At 50.5% G+C, this 13,950-nt stretch carries 9 protein-coding genes; 3 read left to right on the forward strand and 6 right to left on the reverse strand.

Annotated elements, in window-relative coordinates:
• The first annotated feature begins 237 nt into the window (after positions 1 to 237).
• The 3 genes from SYN_RS07745 to SYN_RS07755 all read left to right on the forward strand — a co-directional run bounded on the left by SYN_RS07745 (position 238) and on the right by SYN_RS07755 (position 3,294).
• On the forward strand, positions 238 to 1,377 hold the full coding sequence (locus SYN_RS07745; RefSeq protein ID WP_011417526.1) for a hypothetical protein: 1,140 nt from the start codon (positions 238 to 240) through the stop codon (positions 1,375 to 1,377).
• Positions 1,378 to 1,787: 410 nt separating this feature from the next.
• Positions 1,788 to 2,138 (forward strand): hypothetical protein, encoded by a 351-nt coding sequence (locus tag SYN_RS07750; protein ID WP_011417527.1) that lies wholly within the window; start codon positions 1,788 to 1,790, stop codon positions 2,136 to 2,138.
• Between the two features lie 940 nt (positions 2,139 to 3,078).
• Positions 3,079 to 3,294 (forward strand): hypothetical protein, encoded by a 216-nt coding sequence (locus tag SYN_RS07755; RefSeq protein WP_041584870.1) that lies wholly within the window; start codon positions 3,079 to 3,081, stop codon positions 3,292 to 3,294.
• A gap of 161 nt (positions 3,295 to 3,455) precedes the next feature.
• Here the strand turns inward: SYN_RS07755 and SYN_RS07760 are convergent, their stop codons facing one another.
• The 6 genes from SYN_RS07760 to SYN_RS07785 all read right to left on the reverse strand — a co-directional run bounded on the left by SYN_RS07760 (position 3,456) and on the right by SYN_RS07785 (position 13,941).
• On the reverse strand, positions 3,456 to 4,052 hold the full coding sequence (locus SYN_RS07760; RefSeq protein WP_011417529.1) for a YdbL family protein: 597 nt from the start codon (positions 4,050 to 4,052) through the stop codon (positions 3,456 to 3,458).
• Positions 4,053 to 4,105: 53 nt separating this feature from the next.
• Complete coding sequence (locus SYN_RS07765) at positions 4,106 to 6,721, reverse strand: hypothetical protein (protein WP_011417530.1); 2,616 nt, start codon at positions 6,719 to 6,721, stop codon at positions 4,106 to 4,108.
• A 609-nt stretch (positions 6,722 to 7,330) separates the two neighbouring features.
• Positions 7,331 to 8,506, reverse strand: a complete 1,176-nt coding sequence (locus tag SYN_RS07770; RefSeq protein ID WP_011417532.1) for a DUF3322 domain-containing protein — start codon at positions 8,504 to 8,506, stop codon at positions 7,331 to 7,333.
• Positions 8,503 to 11,868 carry an ATP-binding protein gene (locus SYN_RS07775; protein WP_041584871.1) on the reverse strand — a complete coding sequence of 1,122 codons (3,366 nt, stop codon included), beginning with the start codon at positions 11,866 to 11,868 and terminating at the stop codon, positions 8,503 to 8,505. Before SYN_RS07775 ends, SYN_RS07770 begins: the two co-directional genes overlap by 4 nt.
• Positions 11,861 to 12,496 carry a DUF4194 domain-containing protein gene (locus tag SYN_RS07780; protein WP_011417534.1) on the reverse strand — a complete coding sequence of 212 codons (636 nt, stop codon included), beginning with the start codon at positions 12,494 to 12,496 and terminating at the stop codon, positions 11,861 to 11,863. Before SYN_RS07780 ends, SYN_RS07775 begins: the two co-directional genes overlap by 8 nt.
• Entirely contained in the window at positions 12,496 to 13,941 is a 1,446-nt protein-coding gene (locus tag SYN_RS07785; protein WP_011417535.1) for a DUF3375 domain-containing protein, read from the reverse strand. The genes SYN_RS07780 and SYN_RS07785 overlap by 1 nt, the downstream gene beginning before the upstream one ends.
• Positions 13,942 to 13,950: the final 9 nt, after the last annotated feature.

Here is a 13,950-nt window from a genome sequence, read left to right on the forward strand (position 1 = left end):
TTCCTCTATTTTCCTATGATTTTTCTTTCCATGCTTCACTTTGAAGAATGACCGAATTCTCATGAGTGAAAAAACGATCATATCCTTTCGCTGGAATAGCCATGTACTTTAGTTATGGATTTTTACCTTGCGGTCGGCATAAATGTGTGATGTAAATTCCCGCTCATATAGATCCTGCAAATCATTAATGAGCCGTGCGTAACCTGAAAAACCTACTCGTTATAAGGATTAGAAATCATGGAAAAAAGAATAACAGGAATGCGAAATTTATTGATCGCTCTGGCGGCTTTGCTGCTCGTCCTATTTCACCATCGGCCGGTTCAGGCCCTTCCTTTATCCGACGCGTCACACCCTGTCCCAGTCGCAGCTATGAAGCTTGTGCAGTTCTGTGCTGATCCCAAAGTCGGGTTCGATTCGCAAGCCGTTGCCAACCTTATAAATCATGTGATTGCACCTAAACAGAATAAAGAATCAGCTCTCCCCACATTTCGGAATGCTACCGGAGCCTATTATGAACTCGACACCAGGATCAACTTTTCCGATTTCCTGAAATATTCCTTCAGCAGCGAAATTCCATCGGTTCTCACCAGTCCGGCTTCTCTAAGATATTCACTTTGGACAGACACTCAGGGAAAATCACAGAAAATGCCCGTCAATTGGAAACTGGTCCCCTCAAATGGAAAGCCGGTTATCATCCGCGGGTTGGAACAGATCGGGATCACTCCAGATATCAATACAGGCATTCATTATAAATATAAACTGCAAAGAACTCTCATCCTTCTTAATCATGACAACCGGCAGGTCATTATTTCCATTTCAAAACAGACGGATATTTCCGATGTCGGCAAAAAGGGTGTCATTCTGGGGCATGATGACGACTGGAATTACTATTATTCAGCAGAAACCGGTTCGACCAAGGCAGGACTGGGCTGGGTTAAATCCTACATTTATGACTATTTTTCCGTGGGAGTTCATATCCAGTCAGGCTCTTCACCTTCCATGGTCAGATCCGGAATTTTTCAATGGATTCGGGCTGGCTGGTCAGGAATCAATTTTGCTGAACCGAAACACGTAATCAAGGGAATGAAACGATATGCCAGAAATTCAAAATCTATCCTTGAGTCTCCCAAATTACCTGAACCCAACCAGTTAGTCACTACTTATCGGCGCCTTTTAGCCTTGCCACAACATGCTTTATCAGAGAAATACACCGCATTGCAGCAGGCTCGACAGCAATTAGCTGTCCGAAGAAATAAAATCGCTATAAAAAATCAGGAATCCCATACTCCAAGGGAACAAATCATTCAGGAATTGATGCTGGAATATTTCAAGATTTCCCTTGGAAAGCCATCCCTGCTGAAAAATATGGATATTTAGAATGATGGCGCTTTCTTCCTAACCTTTCCCCATCAGAGAATAGCAGGAGAAACTTAAGCAGCGTTGTCTGGATATTTATACCCAGAGCCCCTCCCAACCGATGAAACAGCATGCGAACTATTTTGGGAGTTTTCAAGTAATTAATTGCTGTTTTCGTTGAAATATGGCAGGTAAGCAAATCTCCTAAAGTTCTCACCTTTTCTTTTTAACATAATGGATACAGCATTTCACCCAACCCTGTGTGAGGATTATCTCATTAACCCTATTGCATAAAATTGATGACGAAGATAAGTTGAACTCAACGAGGATGTTTTAAGCGCTGAAGAGACAGCAACTACAGATTGCCGTAAAGAATATTCGGAATAGGAAAAACTTTTTATATTCATGGCTCGGTAAATAAAGAAAGGAGCATGACAATGTCTGAATCATTTGAGGAATCTTCCATAGAATGCATGACCGTGCAAAATCGCTTTGTGCCACCGGAGATATGCAAAGGGGCAGTGAACAGGGTCGGCTCAGTTACACGAAATTCCTTAGAGATAAAGATCGATTCGACCATACAGCAAAAGATATCCGATTCAGTTGCAAAGGCGGTAAAAGCTATTGAGGCGATGCAGAAGAACACGGATCTCATGAAAGCCTTAAGGACAATCAGGGAAGGAAAAGGGGACAAGGCCACGGTAGAAATAGTTTGTAAAGAGTTTGATGTCCTGGAGAAGGAACTCCTCGCCAGAGAGAAACATCACACTGTTCACGAATAAGAGGAGCATAGAATGCGGCTCTTCCGAGGCCGGAAATGGTCAGCCCGACAAAAGCCTTCAGGCTGACTTCCGCCTGTTTCTGTTTAGTATTACATCATGAAAAGAACTGATTGCATGTAGGTTGATTGAAAAAAAATCAGGATATTCGACAATATTGTCGAACGAGCGACAATAAAGAAAATCCTACTATCTCATTGCTTATAATGATTATTCTCATATGAAAATTTTACATAGTCGACATTTATTGCCTTTAATATCAGATTATTATTAATAACTCTTCCCAACCTTCCCTGGGTATTGCCAATTAAATTAAGTAATTAATAAAGTTGCATCATAGTGGCGCAATGAATGCATACCAATAAAGATAAAGCAAAAACCCGGTTTACTCTAAGGTACTGAAGTAACCAAGTCGAGGCTAAAAATTTAAAGTGCCATTCTTTTAAGTTAATCTCCTTGGATAGGCGATTTTATCGGAGAAAAGGTGTTGATAATATTTTCCGTTTCGTTTCAGCACAGACCTTGACCCTCCGAAGTTCGTTTAAATTCTCTTTCCCGCCTGCTGATTAGACATCTGACATTGAACAGTTCGCTCCGCTTCCGCATCAATCGGCATTTTGACAAAAATATATTAAATATCATGTCAGGTATCGCCAATGTAAAAAGGAGGCTCAATCAAGGGGATGAATCACTGATTCTGTAAACTTCGCCATTCAATTTTCCCTGATTGTGGATCAGCCATCGTTCTTTTAAGCGATAATAACTGATGACGCTTGGGGGTTGGAAAAATTCTGCGAATTCTGAATTTCTCTTTTATCACAGTTTTTGCCATATTTTTTAGATAGCAAAAAATTCATTGCTTTCCCATGTTGCTCTTTTGCTGAAAATCCTGAATTGTTAACTTTCTGACCTCGACAAGGCGTCGTTGGAAGGAGGGATTACGATGTGGAGTATCAATCAGGACGGAACTGTAACGGCAAGAGCCAGGGCACTGCTGCACATTCTTGATAAACCCATGACACCGGAAGAAATTTCCCAACAGCTCGGACAACCTCTCTTCAAAGTAAGAACCTGTCTTCGGGAAATGGTCACTTGCCGAATCATAGACCAGAGGGGAGAGCGATTTATAATCACCGAAGAGGGGAGAGAAAAGCGATAAAATTTTTAAAACACAAACGAGAGAACCCAGGCCATTCACACAATCGGCAAAGAAAACCCGTTTTTTCAGCGGGTTTTCTGCTTTATAGGACTTTCTGGATTATTACCGGGGATCCCGGATGACGAGCCTGAGGCCAAAATTTAGTTAATCGCATTGTGAGGCTACTTTTTCGCCCACACTCCATTGTCGCCCTGCACCCACCAGCCGGGCTGGGATTTGCCTCTCCAGCTATTGGCAAATATCGTTGCTATCTGCGGCACCGTTTCAGAACCGAGCTTGTTGGCCGTTGCAATCTCCTGGTAAAGGGCTGTTCTGTCTTTGTTTTCCTGTTCGATCAGTTTGTTGACCTGGCTCCTCTCCTGGAGATTCAAACCGGCTATATTTCTTGCCTCAACAAGCCCCTTGTTATTCTCCCCGATTGCTCCCTTGTCGTAGAAAGGTTTCAACTGGAAAAACCTGTTTTTCATCGAATCTCTGATGCCGCGAATAGCAGGTGTTGAAACATCAATATTTACAGCGGCATGGGCATTTACGGGGCCAAATCTGAATTGCTTCAGCAAATCCAACCGGCTTGAGGGACCTGGAGCGGGCGCCGGCACCGTTTCTTTCTGAACATCATTTGCTTTTGTACGGACGTCTTCAACGATACTGTCCGCTGCCTTTTGTACTTCGGCGGCAGGGAAATATATATTGACCGTCACACAGGACACGATTAGAAACACCACAAAAATACCTGACACTTTTATTACAGTTCGCATATTTCCTCCTGAAAAATTATTTTTTTGCTGAATTTTTTATGCTTTAACATGATTTACCCTGACGACATATTCCTGCTTTCTTCTCGAGGCTGAAATATGCGGCCCACCCGTTCCGCCATGTCCTTGAAGCTGATGGCATTATCAGGGTTCTGATTGATGACGTCAATACCTCTGAACCAAGCCCGTCTCACCAGATATTCATTTCCGCCCTTATAAATGAGTCCTCGCAGGGAAAAGATATCATCCGCCAGGGTGCACCTTATGCCAATCTCACTGTAGGGATAATCTTTAAAAAACTGGTTCAGACCGCTGCTCAGCACAGCGGACACTGCGCCAGAACCAGTACCGATTATTGAAATATTCTTGATCGCATCAACACTGATTCTTTGCGGCACCTTTCTGCTCCTGTCCGATCTAATAACCAGATCAAAGCTCACGGGCTGGCCGTATTCCATCATGAAATTCTTCAGGTATCCCTTAACAAGCCCTGTCATCCGACCGACTTCGATGCTTTCCGTAACCGCTTCGAGATCGATATTATCAAATTCTGCATCGGCGCCGAAAAAGCGGGATAAAGAGAAAAGTCTTCCCGCATATATATTGCCGATGGTAACCCTGCCACCGAATATCTGAATCACAAGCTCACCGTATGCGTTCCACTTTCCATCCTGAAATACGATTGAAGACAAGTCCCCGTTGATCAATCCTGTCAATGTAAAGGGTACCGACGACCCGATCAGTTGCCCAAGATCGAGGTTTTGAATAGTTACGCCAGTTTGAACCCGCGTTTCAGGGGAAAGAAGATTTTCAGCCCTGAAGCCTGCCATGTGGACCTTGCCGCCCAAAGTTGAAAAGTCAATTGGATTCGGAAGAATAAAGCGGTTGCCATAGAGCGCGACGGGTGTTTTAAGTTTATCGATCCTTAAAGTTCCCTTTTCGAGCAGTTCGAAGGCAAGGAAACCCTGGCCGGCTTCGTTTACACTTCCCGGTGATGGAGTTCCTGCCAGGACAATATCATATGGCAATGATATATTCAGACCGGTGAGCAAGAGCTGGTTTGAAGGAGAGCGAACAGCGCCGCCGCGAAGTGCAAGATTGCCTTCGATCATTTTACGCTGCTTCGAAATTGACGCAGTCAGTTTCAAATCTGTTTCTCCATCCAGCGTCATATCCTGCAGGTTCGGATAATTCTGCTGCATGTAATTCTGCATGAGAATGCCAAACAGACGTCGGCAGGAAACACCCTTTGCATCAAGGAAAAAAACCGAACTATTTTGTGAAATATCTACAGAAAAGACGTAATGACCCGTTTGGAAAAGATCGAAAGTTCCGGAGGAGGCAAGAGAAAACGGGTTTTGTGCAAAAGTGCCCTGCGAGACGACTGTTACCTTTTCCCCCTTGAAATCCTGATAGTATTGCCCCCAGAGAAACTCCCCCTCGCTGCCCTCCAGGGTAATATTGAAACTGCCCTGGCGCTTTTTTTCCGGTGAACCCACCTTCAACTCGATTCTGCCGGTAATCCGCTCTCCCGCCTTAGAACTGTCAGCAGAGGCGAACCCGCCTTCACTCAGATCAATGATTGCCGCTGCTTTCCATACCATAGCGCCGTCGGATCGCCGTCCCTCGCTCTCCACTTCAAGTCCGCCTTTGCCCTTGAATGTCCATTTTCTGTAGTCTTCGGGCAGGAGGGGCTGCACAAGACCGAAAACCTGTGCAAGGTCCAGCGATGAGGCACGCAGGGACGCGCGCCAGGTAAGGGGTTTTATCGTACCGGCCCCCCTGCCCTTCAGCATTCCAATCCCTGAAGCGGATCCTTCAAAGGATGTAATGTTGAAGGCTGATGTCTTCTGGTCGTATGAACCGTTTAATTGCGCTTTAATATTCCGCATATCGATTTTTCCGCTTCCTCCCCGACGTGACAGACTCAGGATTTCAGCCTTCGCACTGTTAAGAGAGAAAACATTCCCGTTGAGCGCAAGCCCGGTTGTGAGTTTCAAATCATCGAGCATCATACTGCCAGAGGAACCCTTAACAAGGAAAAGGCGGAATGAACCCGAACCGAAAAGTCGTGGAGACATCCGGTTTATGTCCAGGTCGACTTCAAATCTCCCCTGTCCGGACGTGCCATTGTAACGGATATTGAAGCGGCTGTTGCCATTCAATTTTCCGCCGCCTTCGGGCTTGAAGTCCCTGATGGTCAAATTTACACATGGAACGGAATAGGCGGCTGACTCTGTCTTCAACTCCAGGTGACCATTCCTGACTTCAAGAAGTTGTATGGGAGGCAATTTCCGGAGAACCTCAAAAGGGTCCGTTTCTGATTTTTCATCCTTTATGGAAAAAGTAAATTTCGAACCGGTAAGCAGTATCTTCTCCACTTCGATCTTCAATCCCTTACCAACACCTGCATCGACATCTGCGTTTTCCAGGAAGAAATCAAAACCATTTTCCTTGATCTGCTGAATATGCAATCCGCTTAAATTCATACCCAGATAACGATTCAGAGAAATGTCATCGATATGCAGCGAGATGCCGGTTAGCGGCTGCAAGCAGGCCGCTATAGCGTTGACAGCTGGCGGACATTGAAAAATTGCGAACATCACCGTCAAAGCGGTGAGAGGTAAAGCAAGAATTACAGCGATTAGTATGATGATCTTTTTCTTACTCATGAAAAGTTTTTATTTATAGAGAGATAACAGGCATTAATCGAGTGGTGCTTGGGAGTTTCCTCTGGCACAGGTATTGTGAAACAAAATGGTGCTTTTGTAAATGATTACGTTAAAATAAATAAAAATTATTGTAGTGAAAAAGATTCTTTTTTTGTCAGCTTTAACAAAAGTGAAAATGCCGACAAAGAAATGGTGATGAGTAAATTGCTCTAAGTTACTGAAATAATGATGGAGGGTGCATTGAACCGGAAAAAATAAGATATAACTATTCGCATGTATTGGCCTTTTTTTTGACTGCAAGTCATTTGCAAGTTCTTTTCGGTTTTGGTTGAGATTTAAACCTTAGGCAATAAAAAACCCGCTGTATTTAGCGGGTTCCATGTTGTACAGCTGCCTTCAGCGCCAAGGCAAGAGTGAGTCATGCTGCTGATTCAGGTCTGCGCCTCGCTGGTCGCTCTCCGCGTCAAGCAGAGCGAAATTCGCTCCCTCTCCGAAGCCATGGTCGGGCTGGCGGTGGCGATAGAGAGTTTTCCTGGCCGATACACAGGTAGGAAGCAAGACCAGGAGCGACACTGTTGAAACTGTCAAATATTCGTTGACAGTTGCGATTCACAGCCTCCGGAGAACATCATGCAGAAAACCGAACCCAATCCTCTCTTGCTCAAGCCGAACCCGTTCCCCCCAATGGTTCCGGCGCAACTGATCGTAAAGGGCGCTTTCCTCGGAGTTCAACCGCGCGAGGGTCCCTGTTTCAGGCTGTTTCTCCACTCCCCAGAGTGACCTATGGGCTAAGAGTGTTTGCAGATCCATGAGAAAAGACACGGCGTGGGGAAAGAATCCACGCAATTGATTGAGAATGGCGAATCCATGGGTATCGATATCTCCCCAATAGTAGATGCCTCGCTGGTGCAACCAGGGGGCAGCAGCGAGATTGTCGAAACCGTACCCCGCCCCAAAAATCACCATCGCATCAGGAACATCCGGAAAAGCCAGAAAGTTGATCTCATTTTCGGTGATGAACACTTTCGATGCCGGCAGATCAAGAGAGGCGAAGGATGCCTGCGTCAGAGTGATATCCTGATCGGATTCCACCGCCGGCAACCGGATATTCCGGTCCAACACACGGAAGCGCACCCGTAAAGGTTTGTCCAAAAAACCATAACGGCGGCAGAATCCACCAATGCCCGTGTGTGTTGCATCAATGGCTTCCCCCGGCAACACGAGATCGAGCAATTCCGCCAGCACGCCTCGATGCCCTTCAATAAACTTGGTATGGACACCCGGCAGATCTATCTGGCGCAGGTAAATCGCGGGGCGGGGATGCTTGAGCACCCAGGTGACAATCTCCAGCAGGCGCGGCCAGTCTTCGGACAATTCCAAAGCTCGTAGCGGGCGCTTTGCCAGCCATGGAACCAATTCAGGCTGTTTCTTCCTGGTCAGTTCAACCAACGTGGCAAACTGATCCGCAGCCCGGCGCTTACCGATCAGTCCGAGCGCCTCCTCCAGCGTATCGATCCAGATTGCCGCGGGAATTTCATTGGCTCCAAGAACGCGGTGGTTTACGCTGCGCCATTCGATCCGATAGAAACCGGCGGCTGAGCACAATTGGGCGATCCACTCACGCACCTCGGGAAACCGCTCGCTCAGTCCCCGTGAATCCGGACTTTTGAGCGTCAATCGACGAGGGAAGAGTGCCTCCCCACCAGCCAGGGAAGCGAGCAGTAAGCCGCGATCCCAGAGTTTCCGCACCTGCGCTTTGAGATCGGCCGGGGTCGTCCACTTCATCCTTGCATCCTTAGCTTTTCGGCCTGATATTCCTCAATACTCAGGTTGCGCAGAACAGAGTTGCGACCATCTTCACTGTGAACAAAGCCGACACTTGCGACGAAAGGCTCGATGATGTGGATTTTCTGCAACGGCGTGACGATCAGCAGTTGCAGGTTGAGTTGCGCGAACAACTGTAAACCATATTGGGCCGATTCATCGGAACCTCGTCCAAAAGCCTCGTCGATCACCACGAAGCGGAAGGAGCGCGAGCGCACCGCTCCCCATTCCAAGCCGAATTGATACGCCAGACTGGCGGCAAGTACGGTGTAGGCGAGCTTTTCCTTCTGGCCGCCCGATTTTCCACCGGAATCCGCGTAATGTTCGTGTTCGGTTTTGTCTTCGCGCCAACGCTCACTGGCAGCAAAAACGAACCAGTTGCGGACATCGGTCACCTTGGCAGTCCAGCGTCGATCCAGATCTGAATGTTCCTCCCGGCCTCGAAATCGTTCGATGATTCGCTTCACCTGCAGGAATTTTGCTTCCGAATACTGCGCATCCTCCGAGCCGGTAAGCGCTCCTTCGGTACAGGCACGCAGCTCGGTCTGGAAGTCACGGATATCGGCATCGAGATTCATCTGTGCTTCGAGACTGATGTATCGGCCGGGGTTGTAATCAATCTGGATAAGTGTTTCGCTGATCTGAGCAATGCGCTCCTTGATGGTTTCACGTTCGCGTGCCAATTGAGATTGAAAATTCGCCACCTCTCGGATGGTGTTTTCGTTCAGAAGTTCCTTGAAACGCCCTTCAAAACGGGGCAGGTCGTTTGCCCGGAGTTGATCAAGCATTGACTTGAATTCAGGACCGGCTGCGATATGAACATCCACATCCCGGGTTTCCAGCATCCACTCCTTCCTGTATTCGGTCATCGCCTTGATGATCTTTTCGGACAAATGATTGATCTTCGAATTTTCGGCGTCGATCCTGTCCTGCAGCCATTCGCGCATATCGCGCTCACGACTGTCACAGGACTCAACCGTCAATGACTGGCTGCCAAGCGCCTCCTCGCGCATTTCTTCCAACATGGCAAATTGCCGGACAGTATCTTCTGCTGTTCCAGCCAACAAGGCTTTTGCCTGTTGCTGCAGATCTTTTGCGGCGCTTATTTTTTGTTCTGTTCTCGATCGCTTGTCCTTCCGGTCATCGAGTTGATCCTCCGTTTCCTTCAACTCGTTTTCGAGGGCGGTCAATCGCATCGTGAGGGTCTTGAGCAGATCGGAGGCCGCTTCAAGCTCACGTTTCTCGGCTTCCAGCCTGGCGATGGCAACCGCCACGGGTTTCCAGTCGAGGTCACGAAAATTAGTGTATTCGCCCAGTTTCGAGAAGATCGAAAGACGCTCCCTGAGGGCGGACTGTTCCTTTTGCAGCGTGCTGATGCGACCGGCAAGTTCAGAAAGGTGTGCTTCCTGCCGCCCGGCTTCCTTTTCCAAAGCGGCGATTTTCTCGGCATTGCTCCACCCAAGAACATAGCGCCGACGATCATCGAGACGATGCCGGTCATCTTTTTCATGCCGTTCCCCAGGTGCCTTGATCTGCCCTGCCCGGGTGATGGCCCTGGTTTCGCGGCGAAACTGTTCCTGAGACAGGCAACAAGCCAGATCAAAGCGGTGAGCCACCTCCCGTTCCATCCAGTCGTAAAAGGGCGAGTCGGGTTTGACCTGTAGCTTGCGCACCAGGGAATCGGGATGTACCGTCGGCAACTCGCCGCGCCTCCCATCACGAACCCGGAAATAAACCAGCCTCCCCCGCAGATGCGTGGCGTCAACCCATTCAGTCACCTTGGGGTAATAACGATCCGGAACCAGCAGAGACAATCCGAAACCGTGGAGCAGCCGTTCGATAGCCCCTTCCCAATCACGCTCATCCTCGCGAACCTGCAGCAACTCACCGGCGAACGACATCTCCTCTTCGGCTAAATTCAACGCCTGGCAGAGCAAACGCCGCATGGCGATCTCTTTTTCGTCGATGTTGCTGACCCGAGCTTTCAAACCGTTGATTTCATTTTTCAACCGATCGTATTCACTTCTCCCCTGGGAAAAGTCGACCTCGGCCTGAGTTCGATCATTCTGAGCCTTCGCTTCAGCTTCTTCAGCAGTTTCACGCCACGTTGCGGTTTCAGACCGCTGACGAAGAAATTCTTCCTCAGTCGCGGCGGGGTGCTGCCCCAAGTCGCGGACCAGCTCCTCATAGCGGGAGGCCTTCCGCTTGCGACGTTCCAGCTCGTCCTGTTTCTGCCGGATTTCTTCACCGATGCCCTCGATCCGGTCCCCGCCGTTTTCCGCGATGGTGCGGCGAAGCTCGCGCTCCTGCCCCTGCTGGGCACGCCGCTGCTCCTCCAGACGCTCGATGGCGGCTCCGTGCCGGGTCAACTCCTCGTTGAGCGAGGTGAAACGCCTTTCCAGCAGATCCAGTTTCAGTGTGGCGAACCAGGGTCGCAGGGCATCGCGGCAAGCTCGCAGATCATCCGCCGCTCGAGCCAGTTCCCGATGTCGTTCACAGTCGGCCACCAAAGGCTCCAGCATTTCGACCTGACGTTTGGCCTTGAGAACCGCCTCGTGAGCCCGGTTAAGATCTTCGAAGTGCCCGATCAGGGCGGAGATGCGCGGTGCGACATTGAAGGGCTCAAGCATGTGACTGCGCACGAAGTCGGTCAGGTTTCCCACCGACTTGAGGGACACGGTCTGATGAAAAAGATCCAACGCCTGCTCATTATCGATGCCAAAACGACGACGGAACCATGATCCGTAAGAAGGAAAGCTGTCAAACAGCTCGACACCGCTCCCACGCAGCTGCTTGCGAAGACCGACCATCTCGCTGCCGAACCCGGAAAAATCAGCCGCAATGGAAAGGTCTCGTTCACAGGCTGCATATAAGCGAGCCGGTTGCGTATTGGCTTCCTTCATCCAAAAGACCTGCGCCAGGGTGACGGTTTTTTTGTACCCGGCGTTGTAGAAAACGCCGAGGATCACCGAATAACCGTTAAAGTCGCGCAGTGCGACCGGCCTGGCGCTGCCAAGGGTTTCCTGCCGCTCCGACTTATAATAGCCGAGCACATAGGATTTGAGCGAACGTTCACGGTTGTCGGCTCCTGCCGCCTTGTTGTAGGCAACGCGATGACTCGGTACCAGCAAGGTGGTGACGGCGTCGACCAAGGTCGATTTTCCGGAACCGATATCACCGGTGAGAAGGCCGTTCTTCCCGCCCATGCGCAGCGTCCAGACCCGGCCGTCAAAGGTTCCCCAGTTAAAAACCTCGAGCCGTTGCAGGCGAAATCCGGCCAGCCGGTCATCGGCCATAAATTCCAGATCAAGGGGCTCAGCCATCCATCCCCTCCCGGGGTTTCGCAATTTGTTGTCGATATTCCGCCAGCCGTTCGTCAAAGTCAGCGAGCCACTGCGCATCGACAAACGCCTTGATAATGCGCCGCACTTCAATCATCTGTCCCTGCCCCCGCAAGCGGCGGATGAACCCCAGCTCGGCAATCTTGTTCAAGGTGGCATCGACCTGGTCGATCAGCTTCACCTCGTTGCTGCCCGCCGGAAGAAAAATCCGGATCATCTCCACAACCTCATCCCGAGAAAGGATCAGACGCGTGTCGCCGCCACCGGCGTCAAACTCGGCCAGCTTCTTCCGCAAAAGCGCGAGCAGCAAACTGACCGGATAGGAAAGCTGCCTCCGGACAACCAGGCGTGGACCGGCCGCCAAACTGTCCTCATCGTCATCCTGCCGGGAACGCAAAAAAGCGTATCCTTCCGCCTCGTCGAGCATCAACTCCAGGCCGAGCACGGCCACATAATCCCGAACCCCCGCTTGCCGATTCAGAAGCAAGCCCCACAATCCCGGATTCTCCTCCCGATACAGCACCCCTTTGAGCAGAGGAACCACCACGGACGAGAGTTCGTGATCCGGCCTGACCGGGTGGCTGGAGTCGATATCGGTCACATTCATCATCAGTTCCTCAGCAAAATAATGCGCGGCAAGGTCGCCCGGCGCATGACACCCGTCTCCAACTGCCAGCTCACCTGCTCCTGTACGTCATCGTCCACGGCCGTTTTGGGCCATTCACCGGCCAGCTGCAAATAGGCAACCAGTTCGGCCAACCCGTGACGCAGTGGATGGCGACCCACCACCTCGGCAAGGCTTATCTGGCTGCGGACCTGGAGCTCCTGGCGGATATTTCTGGTCAATTCAGCCCGGTCAACCACCACCTGCTCGTAGAGAACTGCCGTATCCACATCCGCATCCCCTTCATCCAGCGCCATCTCAACAATGAGGGGCTTGAGCGGTGGCCGGTAAAGAGGCCGCTCCATGGGAAGCTCGACCGTCGCAGAGGTCTCGACCAAAGGCATAAAATCCCCCGTCGGAAACTCTTCGCGCAACGCCAGCGCGTGGTTTTCAATGCTGTGCAGGATGTCCATGATGCGCCGATTCTCCAGCCAGGCCTGATCGTCGAGAAACCGACGCAGCTGCTCGGAGAGTTTGGCCACCGTTCGTTGGGTATGTTCCCCCGCTTCCAGCCAATCGTAATGCACGCGCTGCAGACGGGTTTCGGGGCGCATGGCCAGGATCGGCGGAAGGGACAAGACCTGTTCCAGCAAGCGGCTCAACTCTTCCTGCCGGGACTGGGACATCAGGAAGTCCCAAAAGGCGCGAAAGCTCTTCCCTTGATCGGAATCGGCTATGGCATCGCGCTCGCCCATGATCTCTTCGAGCAGTGCCCCCTTGGCTCCTTCCCACAGTGCAATGCGCTCGCGTACCCGCCGGTCCAGCATGCGGAAATTGTGTTCTACTTCGCGAAAGTCGGCCAGCAGTTCCCGCGCAAGTTGCAGAAACTGCTGGAAACGGTCCTTCAGGGCCGTGTCGTCCAAGAGCGGGATGTCGCCCGCCAGAATGCGAGCGATTTCCGCATCAATATCGCTGCGGCGTTTCTGCATTTCGGCGATCCGAACGTGCGGATCGGTCTGGCTCCCCTCGCTCATCTGCCGGAGCAGTTCGAAAAGGGTGAGCAGACGGGATTCCGTGCCGACAAAGGCGCGTTCGGTCAACCCTTCCAGCCAGGCCAGCGCCTTTTCCGTCGCCGGAGTCAAGTCAAAGTGCGGTTCGTCCGTTTCTGCCGGATAGAATTTCCGCAGCCACCCTTTGTCGTTTTCGGCCCAGTCATTGAGATAGCCTTGGGCGGTTCCGGGAAAGGCTTCGGCCCCCAGCTGCTCGCGCAAGGCGAAGAGCTCATCTTCCAACGCCTCGACCAAGTCTGCCTGGGGAAGATTCCGCACATTGGGCACGATGAACACCCGGTGGAGAAAACCGGCCACCAGCGGCGCATGATGGGCGCGCAACAACCGCCAGGCCGGGTGGTTCTGGCGGAGCAGTTCTAATGTGGTGTAGTCCAGTGCCATATCGCCATC

Origin of the sequence: Syntrophus aciditrophicus SB (genome assembly GCF_000013405.1) — a bacterium.
Classification (GTDB): domain Bacteria; phylum Desulfobacterota; class Syntrophia; order Syntrophales; family Syntrophaceae; genus Syntrophus; species Syntrophus aciditrophicus.